General features: G+C 64.1%; 21 protein-coding genes and 1 pseudogene. 11 read left to right on the plus strand and 11 right to left on the minus strand.

The genetic code is table 11. The annotated features are described in order from the left end of the window. Positions 1-25: 25 nt before the first annotated feature. The 3 genes from ACTDXD_RS20105 to ACTDXD_RS20115 all read right to left on the minus strand — a co-directional run bounded on the left by ACTDXD_RS20105 (position 26) and on the right by ACTDXD_RS20115 (position 3,751). Complete coding sequence (locus ACTDXD_RS20105; RefSeq protein ID WP_440124023.1) at positions 26-2,386, minus strand: cytochrome P450/oxidoreductase; 2,361 nt, start codon at positions 2,384-2,386, stop codon at positions 26-28. A 186-nt stretch (positions 2,387-2,572) separates the two neighbouring features. Next, positions 2,573-3,253: an IclR family transcriptional regulator gene (locus ACTDXD_RS20110; RefSeq protein WP_440124024.1), complete on the minus strand. Its 681-nt coding sequence runs from the start codon at positions 3,251-3,253 to the stop codon at positions 2,573-2,575. 66 nt (positions 3,254-3,319) lie between these two features. Beyond that, complete coding sequence (locus ACTDXD_RS20115; RefSeq protein ID WP_440124025.1) at positions 3,320-3,751, minus strand: PPOX class F420-dependent oxidoreductase; 432 nt, start codon at positions 3,749-3,751, stop codon at positions 3,320-3,322. Between the two features lie 129 nt (positions 3,752-3,880). Between ACTDXD_RS20115 and ACTDXD_RS20120 the strand changes: the two genes are divergently transcribed. Next, a complete protein-coding gene (locus ACTDXD_RS20120; RefSeq protein ID WP_440124026.1) occupies positions 3,881-4,564 on the plus strand; it encodes a hypothetical protein in 684 nt (227 codons plus the stop codon). A gap of 8 nt (positions 4,565-4,572) precedes the next feature. Here the strand turns inward: ACTDXD_RS20120 and ACTDXD_RS20125 are convergent, their stop codons facing one another. Then, positions 4,573-5,412: a helix-turn-helix domain-containing protein gene (locus tag ACTDXD_RS20125; RefSeq protein WP_440124027.1), complete on the minus strand. Its 840-nt coding sequence runs from the start codon at positions 5,410-5,412 to the stop codon at positions 4,573-4,575. 37 nt (positions 5,413-5,449) lie between these two features. On the opposite strand from ACTDXD_RS20125, the gene ACTDXD_RS20130 reads away from it, so the two are divergent. The 4 genes from ACTDXD_RS20130 (at position 5,450) to ACTDXD_RS20145 (ending at position 8,285) form a co-directional block, all read left to right on the plus strand. After that, a complete protein-coding gene (locus tag ACTDXD_RS20130) occupies positions 5,450-6,010 on the plus strand; it encodes a maleylpyruvate isomerase family mycothiol-dependent enzyme (protein WP_440124028.1) in 561 nt (186 codons plus the stop codon). A gap of 19 nt (positions 6,011-6,029) precedes the next feature. Further along, positions 6,030-6,944, plus strand: a complete 915-nt coding sequence (locus ACTDXD_RS20135) for a pseudouridine-5'-phosphate glycosidase (protein WP_440124029.1) — start codon at positions 6,030-6,032, stop codon at positions 6,942-6,944. A gap of 109 nt (positions 6,945-7,053) precedes the next feature. Continuing rightward, positions 7,054-7,827: a DUF222 domain-containing protein gene (locus ACTDXD_RS20140; RefSeq protein WP_440124030.1), complete on the plus strand. Its 774-nt coding sequence runs from the start codon at positions 7,054-7,056 to the stop codon at positions 7,825-7,827. Next, a complete protein-coding gene (locus tag ACTDXD_RS20145; RefSeq protein WP_440124031.1) occupies positions 7,824-8,285 on the plus strand; it encodes an HNH endonuclease in 462 nt (153 codons plus the stop codon). The genes ACTDXD_RS20140 and ACTDXD_RS20145 overlap by 4 nt, the downstream gene beginning before the upstream one ends. A 95-nt stretch (positions 8,286-8,380) precedes the next feature. On the opposite strand, the gene ACTDXD_RS20150 is transcribed toward ACTDXD_RS20145, so the two are convergent. Further along, entirely contained in the window at positions 8,381-9,010 is a 630-nt protein-coding gene (locus tag ACTDXD_RS20150) for a histidine phosphatase family protein (protein ID WP_440124032.1), read from the minus strand. Next, entirely contained in the window at positions 9,010-9,684 is a 675-nt protein-coding gene (locus ACTDXD_RS20155; RefSeq protein ID WP_440124033.1) for an NUDIX hydrolase, read from the minus strand. Before ACTDXD_RS20155 ends, ACTDXD_RS20150 begins: the two co-directional genes overlap by 1 nt. Positions 9,685-9,745: 61 nt before the next feature. Here ACTDXD_RS20155 and ACTDXD_RS20160 point away from each other — a divergent pair, with 61 nt between their 5' ends. Next, positions 9,746-10,693, plus strand: coding sequence for an ADP-ribosylglycohydrolase family protein (locus ACTDXD_RS20160; RefSeq protein ID WP_440124034.1), 948 nt, complete (start codon positions 9,746-9,748; stop codon positions 10,691-10,693). Positions 10,694-10,723: 30 nt separating this feature from the next. Continuing rightward, positions 10,724-11,527, plus strand: coding sequence for an alpha/beta fold hydrolase (locus ACTDXD_RS20165; protein ID WP_440124035.1), 804 nt, complete (start codon positions 10,724-10,726; stop codon positions 11,525-11,527). A gap of 10 nt (positions 11,528-11,537) precedes the next feature. Here ACTDXD_RS20165 and ACTDXD_RS20170 read toward each other — a convergent pair whose 3' ends face one another. The 4 genes from ACTDXD_RS20170 to ACTDXD_RS20185 form a co-directional block, all read right to left on the minus strand. Further along, positions 11,538-11,717 (minus strand): hypothetical protein, encoded by a 180-nt coding sequence (locus tag ACTDXD_RS20170; protein WP_440124036.1) that lies wholly within the window; start codon positions 11,715-11,717, stop codon positions 11,538-11,540. A gap of 68 nt (positions 11,718-11,785) precedes the next feature. Continuing rightward, a complete protein-coding gene (locus ACTDXD_RS20175; protein ID WP_440124037.1) occupies positions 11,786-13,840 on the minus strand; it encodes an elongation factor G-like protein EF-G2 in 2,055 nt (684 codons plus the stop codon). Between the two features lie 113 nt (positions 13,841-13,953). Then, positions 13,954-14,988: an RNA-guided endonuclease InsQ/TnpB family protein gene (locus tag ACTDXD_RS20180; protein WP_440127720.1), complete on the minus strand. Its 1,035-nt coding sequence runs from the start codon at positions 14,986-14,988 to the stop codon at positions 13,954-13,956. A gap of 41 nt (positions 14,989-15,029) precedes the next feature. After that, positions 15,030-15,224 carry a helix-turn-helix domain-containing protein gene (locus tag ACTDXD_RS20185; RefSeq protein WP_440124038.1) on the minus strand — a complete coding sequence of 65 codons (195 nt, stop codon included), beginning with the start codon at positions 15,222-15,224 and terminating at the stop codon, positions 15,030-15,032. On the opposite strand from ACTDXD_RS20185, the pseudogene tnpA reads away from it, so the two are divergent. Continuing rightward, positions 15,223-15,638: pseudogene (gene tnpA / locus ACTDXD_RS20190) on the plus strand (IS200/IS605 family transposase). The gene ACTDXD_RS20185 and the pseudogene tnpA sit on opposite strands and share 2 nt — an antisense overlap. Positions 15,639-15,735: 97 nt before the next feature. On the opposite strand, the gene ACTDXD_RS20195 reads toward tnpA, so the two are convergent. Further along, positions 15,736-16,422, minus strand: coding sequence for a TetR/AcrR family transcriptional regulator (locus ACTDXD_RS20195; RefSeq protein ID WP_440124039.1), 687 nt, complete (start codon positions 16,420-16,422; stop codon positions 15,736-15,738). Positions 16,423-16,705: 283 nt separating this feature from the next. Here ACTDXD_RS20195 and ACTDXD_RS20200 point away from each other — a divergent pair, with 283 nt between their 5' ends. From ACTDXD_RS20200 to ACTDXD_RS20210, 3 genes are read left to right on the plus strand one after another with little or no spacing between them, the layout of a single operon-like run. Next, positions 16,706-18,085, plus strand: a complete 1,380-nt coding sequence (locus ACTDXD_RS20200) for an aromatic ring-hydroxylating oxygenase subunit alpha (RefSeq protein ID WP_440124040.1) — start codon at positions 16,706-16,708, stop codon at positions 18,083-18,085. 49 nt (positions 18,086-18,134) lie between these two features. Further along, entirely contained in the window at positions 18,135-18,605 is a 471-nt protein-coding gene (locus tag ACTDXD_RS20205; protein WP_440124041.1) for a hypothetical protein, read from the plus strand. Between the two features lie 42 nt (positions 18,606-18,647). Further along, positions 18,648-19,187: a hypothetical protein gene (locus ACTDXD_RS20210; protein ID WP_440124042.1), complete on the plus strand. Its 540-nt coding sequence runs from the start codon at positions 18,648-18,650 to the stop codon at positions 19,185-19,187. The last annotated feature ends 10 nt before the right edge of the window (positions 19,188-19,197 follow it).

Raw genomic sequence — 19,197 nt, forward strand, 5'->3', positions numbered from 1 at the left:
TGCGGTTGCCTTTCGGAAGGGTAGCTCAGAGCTGGAGGGTCAGCGTGCTGCCGCAGGCGCGGGAGCAGCAGGTCATCATGGTTTTTCCGGCGAGGCGCTCGGTCTTGGTGAGAACCAGGTCGCGGTGGTCGACATCTCCGTCGAGGACGGGTACCTCACACGCGCCGCAGATGCCTTCTTCGCAGTCGCTCTGCGCGTCGATGTTCGCGGCCCGAAGTGCGTGGAGCACCGTCTGGTCGGCGGCGACCGGGACGGTGATTCCGGAGTCCTTCAGCACAACCTCGAATGCATGCTCCTTCGACGGGTCGAGTGCTTCGAGGGTCGAGGAGAAGTGCTCGACATGCAGGGTGTCGTCCGGCCAATGTGCGGTCGCGTCGGCCAGCGCCGTGAGGAGGCGTTCGGGTCCGCACGAGTACACCTGTGTGCCGTCCTCTGCGGTCGCAAAGAGTTCGGCGAGATCCATCCGGGTGCCCTCGTGGCTCGGATAGATCCGGACACGGTCGCCGTGGTCGCGTGCGAGGCGGTCGAGGAACGCCATGGAGGTGCGCGAGCGCCCAGCGTAGTGGATCTCGTAGTCACCTCCGGAGGCCTTGACCTCGTCGGCCATCGCGATCACGGGGGTGATTCCGATGCCGCCGGCGACGAACACGTATCGCCGGGCATCAGGATCGAGTTTGAAATGGTTACGCGGCCCCCGCATACGCAGTGTGGTCCCGATGGCAAGTTGGGTGTGCACCCAACGGGATCCTCCGCGACTGTCGGAATCGTGGAGCACCGCGATCTGCAGAGCGGTGCGGTCGTCACGGTCGCCGCACAGTGAGTACTGCCGCGACACCGCGCCGCAGTCGATGTCGATGTGCGACCCGGCCGACCATTTGGGCAATGGTCGCCCCGAGGTGTCGCGCAGCGTCACCAGCAGGATGTCGTCGGCGAGGTGTTCGAGTTCCGAGACGGTCATCGTGCGGGCGATGGTGTTCTTCGAGGGTTCCCCGATCTTGACCGGCTGTCGGAGAGACAGCAGTTCCGGGTCGGCGCGTTCCGGGTTGCGGGCCGGATCCCATTGGACCAGAACGTGGTCCGGTCCGCGGAACGAGGTGTTGGGCAGATACGTGAATTCTTGGTCGGGAACCAGTTCCATGTGGGGTAGGCGACGGGTCAGTTCCTCCAGAAAGATCTGGATCTCCATGCGCGCAAGGTTCTTGCCCATGCACTGGTGGCTGCCGTAGCCGAAGGTGAGGTGGTCGCTGGCGTTGTCGCGACGGATATCGAAGTCGTCTGCCTGGTCGAAGTGGCGTTCGTCGTGGTTGGCCGAAGAGTTGACGATCAGTAGTTTTGCACCCTCGGGGATGTCGACGCCGCCGATCGTGGTGTCCGCAGTGACGAGGCGTCGCCACGCGGCGACGGAGCCGGAGTGGCGAAGGCACTCCTCGACCGCGTTGGGGATCAGGCTGGGATCGGCGCAGATCTCCTCCCACACGTCGCGGTGCTCGAGCAGCAGCCGCAAGGCGTTGGCAGAGGCGTTGGCGGTGGTCTCGTGTGCGGCGACGATGCCGGCCATCATCATCGAGTGCAGGTAGGAGTCGGTGACGACATCCGGCTGTTCCTGTTGTACGCGGAGGCCGAAGGGCATCCAGCCGTGCCCACTCGGGTCCTTTCGCATCTTGTCGAGGACGGTGCCGGCGAACTGCCAGAATTTCCCGACGGCCTCGGCCACGGCAACCTGTTGTTCGGGTGCCGGCCGTCCCCAGGTGTTGACGGTATGGGCGATCGAGTACTCGCGCAGCGTATCCATGTCTTCTTCGGGAACACCGAGGAAGTGCAGTGCCACGGTGAGCGGGACCTCCCAGAGCATCTCGTCGACGAGGTCGACGCGCCCGGCATCGACGAAGCGGTCGACGTATTCGCGAGCCAATCGGCGCACCATCGGTTCGTGGTGGGCGAGCGCGGCAGGGGTGAACGGTTCCATCAAGGCGCGTCGTCGCGGCATGTGCGCCGGTTCGTCTTCGTTGACCAGCGTCCGGGACATCGCGTAGTCGTACTGTGCAAGAACAGAATTGGCCTCGTCTGAGGTGGGAGTGATTTTTTCGAGTGCGATCGCGGGTGAGAACAGTTCGTTGTCGCGGAAGACGGCTTTCACGTCTTCGTAGCGTGTGACCACCCAGTAGTCGAGTTCTGGGCTGTAGAAGACGGGTTCCTCGTCCCGTGACCAGCGGAGTGACGCTGCAGGGTCGCTCTGGTAGGGGCCGGTGAATGGATCGAATGCGGCCGCGCGGGGCGAGACCGGGCAACCGCCGGGAGATGTGACGGCGCTGTGGTCGATGGGGCATCGGCCGTCGGTCGACGCTCGTCTGGCTTCGAGGACGGTTCCGCTCGACGGACTGGTCATGGGCTTCTCCAGGCGGTGAACTCTGCGTTACTAATAGTGGACATATCTGTTCGATGAACGAACATTTGCAGAGTAAGGGCCGTCACATCGTGTCGTCAAGGCGGGGTCGGTGCTTACGTGGACATGGGCACGACGAAAAAGGGGACGCTCCGGTGAGCGTCCCCTCGATGGCCGGTCGTGTTCCGGTCAGACGTCGAGCAAGGCAGTGATCCGGGCGGCAATCTTCACAACTGCGGCCGCGGCGATGTCGGTGTCGAGACCTTCGATCGCGACGACGCCGACGCTCGACTCGAATCCCAGTCCGTCGTGGTCCAACGGCGTACCCACACCGGCTGCGACCCCCACGGCGCCGTGCTCGAGCTCGCCGGCAGTGATGCTGAATCCGTCCCGGCGTGCCTGGCGCACCTGATCGGTGTCGGACTCGGAGGCGGGCCGCCCCGCGAGGATCGCGATACCCGCCGCTCCCCGCGATACGGGATGCCTCGTGCCCAGCCGGTAGCCCACACGCAGGATGCCCGAATCGGGCTCGGCCACCGCGATCACCACGCACTCGTCACCCTCCAGCATGGAAAGGAACGCGGTGGCGGACGTCTGTTGCGCCAGCTCGCGCAGCAGAGGCTGGGCGACCTCGCGCAGGCGGGGGTGGAAACGCAAACCGAGTATCGCCGTCCCCGCTGACAGCCTGATCCGTCCATCCTCGGTTCGAGCGACGAGCGAATGTGCCTCGAGTGTCGCGACGATTCGATAGCTGATGGCACGCGCGACATCGAGTTCCGCAGCGAGTTCAGCGATCGAGATTCCACCCGGCCGTTGAGAGACGATCTCCAAGGCGCGAAGGCCGCGGTCCAGGGTTTGCAGGGTGCTCACTGTTCTCCTCAGAACTCGGTGTGGACAACCGAGCCTATCGATCCCCAGCGACCCGACGGCGGGGTGTCATCGACCCGCGGCGCCGTAGAACCGATCGACACGTACCCGCAGTACCAATCGGTGTTCGTCGACCATCGCGGCGCGGAACTCGTCCCAATCGGGATGCTCGCCCTGAACCTTGCGGTAGAGCGCGACGAGTTGTTCGGCCGCCTCGTCGTGGGGAGTGCGTGCGATATCGGACAACTCGGCGTTGCCCTCGGCGACGGCGTACGCCCAACCATCGGCAGAGTCCTTGAACAGGCTCACGCGCGAGTCGCGGCGCATGTTCCTCGTTTTCGCGCGAGAGTCGGTGATCGAGATGGAGAACGTGTGTGTTCGGTGATCGTAATGGTAGAGAATGTTCGAGATCTGAGGTCTGCCTGAACGTTTGAGGGTGACGAGCGCGGCGACTCCGGTGTCGCCGAACAGTGCTTCGAGCGTGGACGCATCGGCTGCCATGGCGTCAGGATACGTGGGCCGAATGTGGCCGTCATGCAGTCGAAGTGAACGAATGTGACATTCGGCCGCAGTAACAGGTCTACCCTCGGATGAGGGTCGGGGCCCCATTGTCGTGACATCGAGGCAGCCATGGCTGACAACACCACAAGCAATCGCGCTCCATCGGCGGGGGAAGGTGCGGGTTCATCGATCGTCGACAAAGTGCTCGACGGTCCGCTGACAGGCCTCGCCCCCTGGATCTTCCTCGCCATCTTCGAAGGGCCCGGCAGCACCGGCTGGGTGTCTGCGGTGGCGCTCGCCATCTCGGTGTTCTTCGTCGTGGCCGATCGGATCCGGGGAAAGAATCTCAAGCTTCTCGGCGCCGTCGACGTGCTCTTCTTTGCCGGCCTGTTCGTCCTGCATTTCTTCCTGAGTACCGACGGTCAGGTATGGCTCGAGAAATGGATCGGTGAGATCGCGAACATCACCCTGGTGATCATTGCGGTGGGGTCGATGCTGATCCGGGTGCCTTTCACCCTCCAGTACGCGCGCGACATGGTCGAACGCGAGTACTGGGATTCCCCACTGTTCATCAGGACCAACTACATCATCACTGCAGCATGGGCCGTAGCATTCGCGGTTGCGGCGGCCGCCGGCTGGTACGGCGACGCCGTTCTCGACGACAGCAACAACATCTGGACCGGCTGGGTGCTGCAGACCGGGGCGATGATATGCGCCATCAAGTTCACCTCCTGGTACCCGGATCACGTCAGTGCGAAGGCGATCGGCGAGCATGAGAGCGCCGAAACAGAATCGACCGGGGAAACCCCCTGACGACCGGGTCAGAGCCCGTACTGCTGCGCGAAGACCGCCGGTGTCATGCCGACGACCTTCGCGAAGTCGCGTACGAAATGCGGTTGATCTGCATACCCGAGCAGCGCGGCCATTTCGGCCAGGGGGATAGCCTGCTCACGCAATCGTCCCGCCGCTTCCTGGAGACGGCGACGCTGGATCAACCATTTCGGTGTCAGCCCGATCCTGCGGTGTACCAGCCGCTGCAGCGCCCGCTCCGACAGGCCGAACTCGCTTCGGACCTGCTCGACGCGAAGAACGTCGGAATTGTCCTCGACGTATGCGACCACCTGGTTGATCAAACGCCCCTCGTCGTCGATCGACGAATATGGCCGGAGCATGTCGTCGAACAGGTCCATTGCGGCGCGATGCGATTCGGGAGCACGGGGCGAAGTCGCCATCGCGCTACGAACCTCGTCGGTCAGGCGGACGCCGTCGTCGCCGAAGATGTCGTGCAGATCGACGAACCGGTCGGTGAAAGCCGCGACCGGTGTGCGTGTCAGTAACTGGCCTGCTGCCGGGGTGAACATCACCCCGACCGCCCACCCATTGCCTCTGAGCGTGGTACGGGACAGTCCCGACGTGATGCCGTAGAAGCGCGCATAGTCCTGTGCGATCACTGCAAGGCACACGGGGTACTGCAGAACCCGCTGGACGGACTCTTCACCGCCGGGCACCGACCACACCGGAATCCAGTACCGACGCATCAACGCAGTGAGCTCGGGTGCGGCCGAATACCGGAAGACCCTGCTGGATGTGTCGGCCGGGTCGTTCAGGTGGGCGCGTTCGATCGGCTGTCGATCCTGATCGTCGCCCGTGTCGGGTTTCATCAATACCGCATCCTTTGCGCGGGAATATTGTCACGTCATGAGTACAGCGTCCATGAATACAACAGCACTCCGACACGACGAGGCGAACGCGCCGCTCACCGCACTCATCGGCGCCGTCGCGCCCGGTTCGTGGGACCGGCTATCGCCCTGCGACGGCTGGACCACGCGCGACGTGGTCGCCCACATCGTCGACACTCAACGGGAATTCCTCACCGGTCGCGGTCTCGATGTCGGTGAGCGTCCCGAACTCGACGATCCCGCGGCGGGATGGCGTGAGCACACCGCTCGCGTCGCGGCGCTGCTGACCGACGACGAGCTTGTCTCCGCCCCGTACGAGGGATACTTCGGCCCCACGACATTGGGTGCGACGTTCGAGCAGTTCTACATCTGGGATCTGCTCGTTCATCGTTGGGACATTGCGCAGGGCGCCGGAATCCCGGTGTCTTTCACCGATGCCGAACTCGACCGGATCGAGGCCGGGGCGAACAGCTTCGGCGACTCCCTCTACATGGACGGTGTCTGCAAGCCCGGTGCGGAAGCCGGTTCCGACGATCGACAGGAGCGGGTACTGGCGCGTTTGGGACGCCGAGCAAAGTGATGACGCATATCGTCGGTGTATGACCGAAACGATCGTCGTTGCCGACGAGGTGCGCGCGGCCGTCGCGGAGGGCAGGCCCGTGGTGGCGCTCGAATCGACGATTTTCACACACGGTCTGTCGCGGCCGCGGAACCTCGAGGTTGCGTTCGAGGCCGAACGATCATTGCGAGACGCAGGCGTGACTCCGGCGACCGTCGGAGTGGTTGCAGGTGTCCCCACCGTTGGTCTCTCCCGCGACCAGATCGAACTGATCGAGGCCGTGGATGCGGGGACCGTGAAGACCGGGATCCGCGACCTGCCCACGGCTGCGGTGAAGAGGCTGCACGGTGGAACGACCGTGGCCTCGACCGCGTGGCTCGCGCACCGTGCCGGGATAGCAGTGTTCGCGACAGGGGGTCTCGGTGGTGTCCACCGCGGTGCGGCGACGACGTTCGACGAGAGCGCAGATCTCGTCGCGCTGTCGTCGATTCCGATTTTGATCGTCAGTGCGGGGGTGAAATCCATCCTGGACGTGCCTGCCACACTCGAACGACTCGAAACGCTCGGCGTGATCGTGCTGGGGTACCGCACCACCCGCTTCCCGGGCTACTACGTGCGCGACAGCGGGTGTTCGATCGAGGCTGCGGAGTCATCGGACGCTGCTGCCGCTGTAGCCCGGGCCCGCGACGATCTCGGGTTGCGGTCGGCTGTGCTCATCGCCAATCCGGTCGCTGCCGACAAGCAGGTGGACCCGGCCCTGCATGACCGGGTGCTCGCCGAGGCGGAGCGGGAGGCGGCGGCGGCAGGTGTTCAGGGCAAGGATCTGACGCCGTTTCTGCTCGACCACATGCACCGCGGCACAGGCGGTGCCACGCTCGATACGAACATTGCGGTGTACTTGGGGAACGTACAGGTGGCGGCGGAGATCGCGACAGCGCTTGTGAGCACATCCTGACGGAAGGGGCCGTTCGTGCGTACTTCCTGTCGACGGAAAATTCATCTTGAATCGAACAAGTGTTCCTCTTCGTCTTGTCAGTCGAATATTTGTTCTATAGAATTCGAGCATGGGTGGGGAACTCTGGAAACTCAACGACACACAACTGATGGCCGAGACACTCGCCATCTCCGCCGACATCCATGCCCTGCAAGTGCAGCGGGTGGACCTGATCATCGCGATGGTCGAACGCGACACAGTGAAAGAACACGACTACTGCAGCCCCGCACACTGGCTCGCCGCAGCCACACACCTCGAAATCGGCGAATGCCAGCGCATCACGTCACTCGCGCAACTCCTGCGACTCGAACCCGAAGTCCGCGCCGCCTACTCGGCAGGCTTGCTGGACGCCGAGAAAGCCCGGCAGATCGCCTACTTCTGCCAGCACTACCCCACAACCATGAACCCCTGCGACTTCACCAAAGCCCGCACCATCCTGCTCGACCACGCCAGCCAGAACATCGCCACCAAAGCCACCGTGCGGGCACTGATCCACCGACTCGAACACCTCTTCGGCACCGGCGACGGCCCACCACCGGGCGAAGACACCGACCGCAACGCACTGTTCGTCTCCACCACCCTCCGCGGACGCATCGTGATCAAAGCCGACCTCGACGCGGTCACCGGCGCACGCCTGCGGCACCTGCTCTCACCCCTGGCAGCACCCCGCCCCGAGACGAACGGCATCACAGATGACCGGCCCGCGTCGAAACGCCACGCCGATGCCTTCGCACAGTTGCTGCACCTGGTCGAGACCACCGGAGTCGTTCCCGTCGAAGGCGGTGTGACACCCACCTGTCGATCACCGCGTCGATCCACGACCTCACCACCACTGCTGCGGTGACAGAACTGTTCACCCGCAGCTCCGAACACGGCTACGCCACCGAACCCTGGGCCGGACCACTCTCCCTCGACACCGCCCGGATGCTCGCCTGCGACTGTCAGGTCACCCGCATCCTGCTCGACGATCACGGGGTACCGCTCGCGCACGGACGGACGTATCGGTCCGCGACCGCGGCGCAGCGACGCGCCCTCGCGGTCCGCGACGGCGGATGCGCCTTTCCGGGGTGCACCACACCCCCGGCATGGGCCGATGCCCATCACATCGATCATTGGGTCGATGGTGGTAGCACCGATCTGGATAATCTGGTGCTGTTGTGCGGGCATCATCACCGGTTGATGCATCACACCGGCTGGGACGTCGAGGTCACCGAAGAACGCAGGCCGCAGTTCATTCCGCCGGCGAGTGTGGATCTGTTCCGCACACCGATACCGGGGAACAGACCGGATCTGGTCGCGTAGTTCGGCAACAGAACACAAAGACAGCTCCCGTCACCAGGGCACCCGTGTGCCCTGGCAGCGGTCGCGGCTGCTATCGATCCCTCCACAGGCCGGCGTCAGAGTATGTGGCCGAGATCCCCGAGAGTATGCAGAGTGCGGTTGTGGAAGACATCGTCCTGCTCGAGCACCGTGATGCTGCCGGAATCGGCACGATAGGCCACATGCGCGCACGCGCTGATCGGAAGTCGCTGCCAGGCGGCAACGACCCAACTGAGCGAGCCGCCATGAGTGACGATGATGCGATGTTCCGCGTTGTCGGACGTGATTCGATCCATGGCCCGGTAGACACGAGTGACACATTCGAGTTTCGATTCCGCGCCCTCGATTCCTTCGTCGTGATCCAAGCGTTCCCCGACGAGAGGCGGCGGGACGAAATGGGCGGCGAACCACTCCTGCGGGCGCCCACCCGCAACGCCGTAGGACTTCTCCCTCAGGTCCGGAAGGAGGACGGGTTCGACGCCGAAGGTTTCGGCGATGGGGTGTGCGGTTTCGGTGGCTCGGACGAGGTCCGACGTGTACAGAGCCGGGCACGCACCGGTGGGAATGAGATCCCGCAGTCGTGCCGCGATCGCGTGCGCGTGGATCACGCCGCGCGGGGTGAGCGCGGAGTCGTACCAGCCGCCGACGAGACCCTCGACGTGATGAGTCGCTTCAGGATGTGTGACAACGTAGATGCGCGCACCCATCAGACGGACCGGTTCGCGAGGAACGATGCCGCACTCGGAGGCAGTGGCTCACCTGTTCTCCGGTAGAGCTCCGCAGGCCTCCCCGCGCCTTCGCGACTGAATTCGCCGGTTGCGTCGACACCGTGCGACAGGTGGCGTCGAAAGGTGTCCTTCGGGAATCTGCGACCGTAGATCACCTCGTAGAGGCGGCGCAGTTCGAGGATGGTGAACTCGTCGCCGATCAATCCCGACGGATCGACCGCCGTCGCATACCGGCGACGCAGATCGTCGACGGCGAGGCCGACGACCTCGGAGTGGTCGAACGCGAGTCCGCTCGCGTCATCGACAGGTACCAGCTGAGCTCCGGTGGGGAAGCGCTCGAACGGCACGGCTGCGCTGTGCGCCATCGACAGTACCCAGCCGCGGTCGTCGCGCGCGGGGTCGTCGAGCATCGCCATCTGGTGGAACTCCACGCTCCCGAGTCTCGCCTTGTCGTGGAGCGCGCGATGTGCGGCGTCGGCGAGACGCTCACCGGGATGCAGGAATGTCCCAGGTAGTGCGCGTCCTCGTGGATGGTCGACCACCAGCACCTTCAGGGTTTCGTCGACGACGGTCAGCACGGCCACGTCGACTGCGACCGAGGGGCGCGGATAGTCGGTGAGGGGCTTGCTCGGTGTCCCCGGATTCGTACTCACGTAGACATTGAATCAAAGATGCGCTAACTTCATTAGCGCAATATTGAGCAAAGGGGAGACTGTGGAACTGGACGCGCAGCAGAAGGATCGTGTCGCGGGAGTGCTCGTGGCCACTGCCGCGGGCGATGCGCTCGGTGCCGGATACGAATTCACCTATCCGCGACCGGATGCGCCGATCGACATGATCGGCGGAGGGCTGGGCCCGTTCGCGCCGGGGGAGTGGACCGACGACACGTCGATGACCCTCGCGATCGCCGAGATCTCCGCCTCGGGCCTGCCGATCGGACACGGAGACGGCCTCGATGCGGTAGCTGCGCAGTTCGTGCGCTGGTACGACACCCGCCCGAAAGACATCGGCAACCAGACCGCCGCTGTGCTCTCTGCCCGACCTGCGTCGGCGGTCGCCATGCGGCAGCGCGCTCGCGGCATTCCGGGACGGAAGGCCGGGAACGGATCACTCATGCGTACCGCACCCGTCGGTATCGCCTACCTGCACGACGCCGACGCGTGCGTCGCAGCAGCCGCCGAGATCAGCGCCCTGACCCACGACGATCCGCAGGCCATCGAGGCGTGCCGGTTGTGGTCGTACGCAATCCGCCATGCTGTGCTGCACGGAAACTTCGACGGCGCCCGCCTGTACCTCGACGGTGCGCCCGCTGACGTTGCCGAGTACTGGGGAGCGCTCCTCGATGAATCCGAGAAGGCAGACACCGCAGCCGTATTCGACAAGAACGGTTGGGTGGTGCACGCGCTGCAGGTCGCGTGGTGGGCTATTACGCACACGGATGCATCCGGACCGCATCATCTCGTGAACGCGCTCGAGGCTGCCGTGAGGGCAGGTGGCGACACCGATACCACCGCAGCGATCGCCGGTGGTTTGGTCGGTGCCAGGTGGGGTGCGACGGCCGTGCCGGACCGGTGGAAGCAGATGTTGCACGGCTGGCCCGGATATCGTGTCGACGGACTCGCCGAGTTGGCGTTGAAATCGCCGATCACACTCGATCGGTAGAGGACCCGGATCACGTTAGCCTTGGTGGACATGGGCAGCCGTGTGACGTCCGCCGACGGTACAAAGATCGCGTACACACGCGAGGGCACCGGCCCACCTGTGGTTCTCGTGGGTGGCGCGCTCGACGACGGATCAGAGAACGCGGTGCTCACACCGGCATTGGCGAGCGACTTCACCGTGTTCAACTACGCACGGCGTGGGCGCGCGGCAAGCGGAGATGCTCAGCCCTACCGGGTCTCGCGCGAACTCGACGATCTGTCGGCGATCCTGGACGCGGCCGGGGGTGCAGCGCACCTGTTCGGCGCTTCGACCGGTGGGGCCCTGGTCCTCGAGGCGGCTGCAGCAGGGCTTCCGGTGACGCGACTCGTGGTTTACGACCTGCCCTACAGTGTGGCCCCCGCCGCCGTGGAACGGTGGCGGGCCTACCGCGCCGAACTCGACCGCGCTCTCGCACGAGGTCGATCCGACGATGCTGTCGCCGCATTCATGCGGTTGGGAGGGGCAGGCGACGACGACATCCGAAGTGCGCGGGCCGCGCCGTTCTGGCAGGAGCTGTTGTCACTCGCGCCGACGCTTGCCTACGACGCGGAAATCCTCGGCAATGGCCGCCCGCCTTCGGACCGCCTAGCGGGCATCGGGCAGGAGACGATGGTGCTCACCCGGTCCACCCCCGACCCTTACATGCCTGCGTTACCGGTCGGGTTCTTCGCGGCTGCGGCAGAGGAGGTCGCCAGCGCGCTTCCGCATGCCGCTCGGTGCACGATCGACGCACCAGGTCATGCGGTCGATGTCGAGGCGGTTGCTCCTTGCGTACGAGCGTTCCTCGCCGGCTGAGGACGTCGATTCAGGACGGCGCCTGGTCGTCCGGTTCGACCTTCTCGGTGTTCTCGCGGTCGGTGGGATTCCCCGGGACTCCCTCGTCGTCTCGTTCCTTCTTGACGTTTTCTTCCATGTCGTCGAGGAGCTGAGACAGGTTGTCGCCGGTCAGGTCGTTGTCGTGTGCACGTCGATCGGGGTCGGGCATGGTTTTCCTTTCGTCGTGCGGATCTTCTGTTCCGGCGGTACCCGAGTCGCCAGGCAGGGAAACCTGCCTCACGAACGAGTCGGCGCGTTCCCATCGAGGTACTGCGCCGCGAGAGGTGCTGGCATCGGCTCATGGCGCAGATATCCGCGGGCGAAGTCGGCGGTGCCCTGGGTGATCGCGCGCAGGTCGATCGGATAACGCCCGAGTTCGAGTTCGGGAACCTCCGCGCGTAGCAACGCCACCCCGGCATCGGGAGACTCGGTCCCCAGCACCCGGCCGCGACGTGCAGAGAGATCGCCCAGCACTGCCCCGAGATACTCCTCGGGGACGGTCACCTGAACCGCGGCCACAGGCTCGAGCAAGCAGGTATCACTGTGGGAGGCAGCATCGCGAAGCGCCAGGCCGGCAGCTGCCTGGAACGCGGCGTCGGACGAATCCACCGAATGGGCCTTGCCGTCGACGAGCGTGACCCGTACATCCACCATCGGATTCCCCGTCGCGACGCCCTTGGCGGTCTGTGCCCGAACACCCTTTTCCACCGACGGGATGAACTGCCGTGGAACAGCCCCTCCGACGACGCGTTCCTCGAACACGACCCCGCTGCCCACGGGGAGGGGTTCGATCTCGAGGTCGCATACCGCGTACTGGCCGTGTCCCCCCGACTGCTTCACCAGACGACCGTGCCCCGAGGCCGGGGCCGCGAACGTTTCACGAAGCGCGACACGATGCTCGACGAGATCGACCTGCACACCGTGCCTGTTGCGCAGCCGGTCGACGACCAGTTCGGCGTGTGCCTCGCCGGTGCACCACAACACCACCTGATTGGTGTTGGGATTCTGCTCCACCCGCACGGCGGGATCCTCGGCCGTCAACCGTGACAGAGCCTGGGACAGCTTGTCGTCGTCGGTGCGTGAATGCGCCTCGATCGCCAGGGGCAGCAGTGGCTCGGGAATTGGCCACATCGCCAGATCGACGGGGTGATCAGGATCGTGGAGGGTGTCACCGGGGCGTGCGGTCGCGAGCTTGCCCACACATGCGAGATCACCTGCGATGGCCTCGCCGACGGGTCGCTGTTGCTTACCGAACGGGTTCGTCAGCGCGGGGATCCGTTCCACCGAGTGGCCGCTCCCGGTGAGCGCCGCCGACGTGTCCGGCCGCAACGTTCCTGCGTAGACGCGTACCAAGCTGATTCGTCCTACATACGAATCTCCGGTTACCCGCACGACCTGGGCCGCGAGGGGCGCGTCCGGATCGCATGGGGGAGCGCCGCGCAGCCGGTGGGTGGGGTCGGGGAATCCTGTGACGATCAGTTCGAGCAGTTCGACCGCGCCCACGCCGCTCTCGGTCGCCGGAACGGCGGGGTGCATTGCGCATGCGAGGATTTCGCGGGTGAGACCGTCCTGCAGGGACTCCGGGTCTAGTTCTTCGCCGGAAACGAACCGCTCCATGAGTGTGTCGTCTTGACCGGAGATCGCCTCCACCAGGCTCTCGCGTGCGGAGTTCGAGACCGGACACGGACCGGGCTCACCATAGCTGCGGCCGGTCAGCAGGCCCATCGACCCGACCGGACGGTCCCCGTCGAATACCGGATAGAACAACGCGCGCACGGTATCGGGGCCGAGTCCGAACGCTTCATGGCACTGTTCGAGCAGTTCGTCGTAGCTGTGCCGCGCGATATCGAGTTTGGTCACGACTATTGCGCGTGGAATCGCCTCTTCGTCGCACTCGCGCCACAACGCGCGAGTGGCAGGGGTGATGGCGTCGGTAGCCGAGACGACGAAGACCGCTGCGTCGGCCGCATGGAGCCCGGCGCGGAGTTCGGCGTCGAAGTCGGGATGCCCGGGTGTGTCGATCAAATTGATCTTGATGCCCCTCCATTCGAGGGGTAGTACCGCCAGCTGTACCGAGCGTCGGTGCTGCTGTTCGATCTCTTCGTAATCGGAGACCGTGGTGCCATCGACCACGCGACCGGCACGACCGGTCGCTCCCGAAGCGAAGGCCAGTGATTCCGCGAGTGTGGTCTTTCCCGTGGCGCTGCACCCGACCAGCGCGACGTTGCGTATGGCGTCCGGCGTTTCCGCAACGGGCGCCTGCCGAGTACGTGATGCGGTGCGATCGGACATCGACCTGCTCCTCGTGTCGCTTCCGCCCAGTTTAGGCAGCCGCACCCGCTCCGCGGAGGTCTTTGGAACGTCCAAGATCTTGACTTCCTCCTCCGCGTGAACCCGGAGGATTCCTACGCAGCCGCACCAGAGGGTGCGGTCTGTTCGGCGGGTTCCTGCTTCACCGGGTCCGCGCATGAAAGCACACGTCTTACGCTCCCTCCACAGGCGTTTACCCTCTCCACCAGCCCGGCGGCGAGCATCACATTCACAGCGGCGTTGTAGTCCCGATCCAGCACCAACCCACACGACGGGCACACCCACACCCGCACATCCAACGGCTTCTTCCCGTCCCGCACCCCGCAACATGCGCACACCTGCGACGTCGGTTCCCACTGACCGATCGTGTGCACCAGCCTGCCATGCTCGGCGGCCTTCTCCTTGATCAACCGGGTCAACGTCGACCAGCCGGCATCATGCACCGACTTCGCCACCCTCGTGCGCGCCAAACCCGCCACCGACAACCCCTCGAGCGCGACCGCTTGGTTCTCGCGAATCAACCTCAATGCCAGCTTGTGATGGTGGTCCAGACGGGTCTCGCGCACCTTCCGGTGCGCCGCCGCGACCTTCCGGCGAGCCTTCGCCTGGTTCTTCGACCCACGCTCGGTGCGCGAGTACGCCCGTTGGGCACGAGCCAGGCGCCGCTGCGTCGTCCGCAGCCAGCGAGGGTTGTCGACCTTCTCACGGGTCCCGTCGTCGTAGACGATCACCGCAAGGTGAGTGAGGCCGACGTCGATACCCGCGCATCGGGCCGGCGCCGGCTGCGGCACCACCACGGGCACGGGCTCGTCGACGACGAAGGACACATAATGCCGGCCGTCCGCCTCGCCGATCACCGTCACGCTCGACGGATCCGCCGGCAACGGCCGCGACGACTCGTACCGGACCCGCCCGATCTTCGGCAACCGCACCAGCCCGGTACCCCCGCCCGGCTCGAGCACTGCGAACCCGGCGTTGCGGGTGAACCGGGCGGACTGGCGATGCGTCCGCTTCTTGAACCGTGGCGCACCAACCTTACGGCCCTTACGCTTCCCGGTACGAGAATCGAAGAAACTGGCATACGCGCGATGCAGATCCGCCAGCGACTGCTGCAACGGCACCGAAGACACCTCGGCCAGCCACGCCCGCTCAGGAGTTGTTTTCGCGGCGGTCAACGCCGCCGACAACTCGTGCCCGGGATCGGGCGGCCCGCCCTGCGGGCGGATTCTCTCGCAGCGAGGGCATCGTTGAATACCACCCGGCAGCACCCGAACAGTCGCGACAACGCATGGTGTTGTTCCCCTGTGGGGTAGGCGCGGTAGCGGTATCGCTTGAGCACACCCCAGACGATGGAATTTGGTGTCATGGGCGAGGAAGATCTTATCAGGGTTGGTAGACAAGCGATTTGCGACTGCCATGCACATTTGGTGTTCGTCACAAAGTATCGGCGCGGTGTGTTCACCGGCCCGATCTTGGCGGACTGCGCGGAAGTGATGCGGAAAGTGTGTGCGGACTTCGGATGTGAACTGCGGGAGTCAACGGCGAGGATGACCACGTGCATCTGCTCGTCGACTTCCCTGCCACCGTGCAGCTGTCGAAGCTGGTGAATTCGCTCAAAGGGGTGTCATCGCGGCACTTGCGGCGTGATCACGCGGAGCATCTTTCCCGGTATCTGTGGGGCGGGCATTTATGGTCCCGCTCCTACTACTGTGGGACTGCGGGCGGCGCGCCGTTGTCGGCGATTGCCGAGTACGTGAAGTCCCAACGCCGGCCTGCGTGATAGTGATTCACCTCCACCGTGAACGATGGAGCACTCTCACCGAGATCGGTAGAACGCCGTAACCGTCGGGGGTGCGTGAGCATCCATGTCGTCTTCGCTACGTCTGTGTCGTAGTCGTAGTCGTAGTCGAGGTCGAGGTCGTAGTCGAGTGGAGCGACTCGACGCGCGAATAGTCGAACAATGTGCCCTGGATCATGAGTCGGATGGCGTGATGAGTGGCTTGGTATTGCTCGGGGGTGGCCGTCGCTGCGTGGTCGTGCAGGCCGCGGAGCACTGTGAAGATCGCATCGGTGGCCCCGGCGGTGTCGGTGTTGAGTGCGCCCTCCCGCGCGGCCTGCTCGATGATTCCCGCGATCACGTTGCGTAACGACGTGAAGATCAATTCGCTGTCCTCACCCAAGTGGAGATGTTCGGCGCTCTCCACTCTGAGTGCCCGATCGAACGCCACTGAGTAGGGGTTTTCGTCGAGGAGTGCGGCTCCCTCGTCGAGTACTGCCACGAGCTTGTTCAGAACCCCGTCGGCCCGACCGGCCGCGGCGGACAAGCGCGGCACGGACACCTGTGCGATCTCCAGGAAGGCGGCTTTCACCAGTTCGGCCTTGTTGGGGAAGTAGTGGTAGAGGCTGCCACTCGTGATGTCCGCATAGCGCGCGATCTCGCGAATGGTCGCCCGTGAGTACCCGACCTCTCCGACGCAACGCATCGCGGCGTCGAGGATTCGTCGCCGTGTTTGCTCGCTCTTGGTGCCGACCGGCCTACCCAACTGCGATGACGCGGACGACACGGACACCTCCGGAATGCGCGGACTTTGCGTCAAGCATGGCATGTCCGAGGTCGAACCAGTGTGCGGTGCGCGGCGGAGATATCTGTGTCGTCGGGCATTGACAAGCGCGTTTGTGAGCTGCATCATATGGAATCAATCACGTGATTGATTCTGCTCGAACAGCCCCGCGAGCAGCGTGAGCGACGCTCAGCTGCGCCGGTACGGCTGTCCCGCCCTGCTTCATCTCTGCTTCAACATCTGTGTCGCAACGCATCGTTCGTCGAATGAGAAGGAGTGTGCAGTCATGACGTCCACACAGCCCGTGACGTCGAATCGCCCGGGAGACTGGGTCGATACCGCGCCTGGGATCGCCGATCTCGAACCCGGTCGATTCAACATGGAGATTTCCACGGATCGCTATGTATCCCATGATGTTCAGCAACGTGAGCGAGAATCGATCTGGATGAAGGTCTGGCAGGTGGTCGGTCGTGAGGCGGACTTGCCTGAGGTGGGGGACTGGAAGGTTTACCAGCTATTCGACCAGTCGTACATCGTCGTCCGAGGCAAGGACGACGTGATCCGAGGCTTCGTCAATGCCTGCAGGCATCGGGGGAATCCCCTGTGTACCGGAAGTGGGAACTCCAAGCGTGGTTTCCTGTGCCAATACCACCTGTGGTCCTACGATCTCGAGGGCACGCTCAAGGGGATCCTGGCGGAGAAGACGCTCGATCCGATAGACAAGAAAGAGAATTCGCTGATCCAGGTGTCGGTGGACACCGCTGCAGGATTCATCTTTCTCAACCCCGACCCGAACGCCGAGCCCCTCGCCGACTATCTCGGCACCGAAGTGCTCGAGATGCTCGCGCCGTACCATCTCGACCGGATGGTCACCGTCCTGGACGTGCGGGAGAAGATCGACTGCAACTGGAAAGTCGTCGTCGACGCCTTCTCCGAGGGTTACCACATCTCGGGAATTCATCCGCAGTTGTTGCGCGTCATGACGATCGAGTCGGAAAAGAGCCGGTACCGGCTCCTCGAACGTCACGCGGTGTCGTGCTCGCCGTTCGAGGTCGCCCACGTCAACGAGTACGGTCCCGAGGAGCAGGTCCAGGGGATTCGTGAACTGCCCGAGACGTTTCCTTCGCTGATGCGGGTACTTCCGCGCTTCGAGGAGATCGTGAACAGCTACCGGGTCGACGGCCAACCGTTGTCTTTCCCCGAGGGCGTAACCGCAAGAACGATCCTGCAGCTGGCCACCCGCGAGGTACTGACCGACTCCGGTCTCGATGTCGAGGACCTCACCGACGCGCAGATGAGCGACAACCACGGGTGGGTCCTGTTCCCGAACTTCTTCATGACTGTTCGCGCGGGAGAGGCCACTGTCATTCTCGCGCAGCCGGATCCGGACGGAGATCCGAACCGGTGTGTCTGGCAGATCATCAGCTTCATGTATCTGCCCGAAGACATGAGGAGCGCACTTCGGGCGACGCCCATCGAGGTGAAAGAACCCGGTGAGTTCAAGTATTTCGACGCACTCCATCAGGATTACGAGCAGATGCCACGCCAACAGCGCGGCTTGCGGAACGAGGCGCTCGATCACTTGATGCTGGTGTCGGAAGAAGTGGTGGTGGCGCACTTCCACTCGGTGATCGACCGCTACCTCGCTGCAGCCGCCGAGGCCTGAGTGGCCCTGTCTGTCGATGCCCCACCACACCGTCCCGAGGAGCAATCACATGGAACTGCGCGAAATCGCCGACGTCGCTGACGACTACACCGGACGAGCACGCACTGTGCTCGCATACAGCCTGCTCATGAAGTCTCTCGTGGATCTCGCCAAAGAGCCGGGCTTCTCGAAGGAAAGCTGGGCGCCCCTCGCCGAGCTCGTCGCCACGGACGGGTTCGTGCGGGTCGGGAACTTCAAGGAGGTGATGAACTGGTCCGAATACGTCGAGTTTCTCACCGGCTGGGCCGGCTCGTCGCAGTGGGCAGGATCCTTCAGACGCATCACCGAAACACCGGACGTCGTCTTCCTCGAGCTCGAGGAACGTAGCAGCGTGGGTGATTTCTCCAGCGTGGTCAATTCAGTATCGATTTACGAATTCGACGACGCCGGGAAGATCTCCCATATCGACGTCTACCTCCAGATGGCGCTTTCCGAGAGCGCCATGCTCGGCAGCTACGAAGACGTTCAGATCTCCGAATAACGTTCTATTTCAATCGGAAAACACTCACTCGAAAGGCTGTAGATGTCTCCAGAAGAGCGTATGAACCAGCACCGGCGACTGGCCGAGAGCTACCGGAACGCATACCTGCGCGAGGGCGTGGAGGACGGCGAAGAGTACACCGACGAACACGGCGAGAGTGCGTGGAAATTCGCAGAGGACGCGATCTACACCTCGCCGTACTTCACGGGTGACGAGGTCATCCTGATCAGCGAAGCGCTCGCTGATACCGGCCGGGCTGCGACGATGGAGGCCAAAGCCTATTCCCTCGTCTTCCCCGATTGGAAACCCACGAGCTTCAAGTACTGGCCTGCCGACAACGGAGTTGTCTGGAAGACCCGGTGGCAGGGAACGACTGCCGACGGAACGTCGATGGGCTTCTTCTCCTACAGCTTCCTCGAAACGAACGACAACGCCGAGATCACACGCTGGGAAACCCACGTCAACGACGAGTACAGCCCGTTTCTCGAAGTGGCAATCGGTGTGAGGGGCCCGTTCCATGGGAACGCCGAGTACCTCGAGGCGCTCGAACGCTGTCTCGACAAAGCTGGCGTGACCGTCTGATTCGAACTCC

Source organism: Rhodococcus sp. SJ-3, from assembly GCF_051918125.1.
GTDB lineage: Bacteria > Actinomycetota > Actinomycetes > Mycobacteriales > Mycobacteriaceae > Rhodococcus.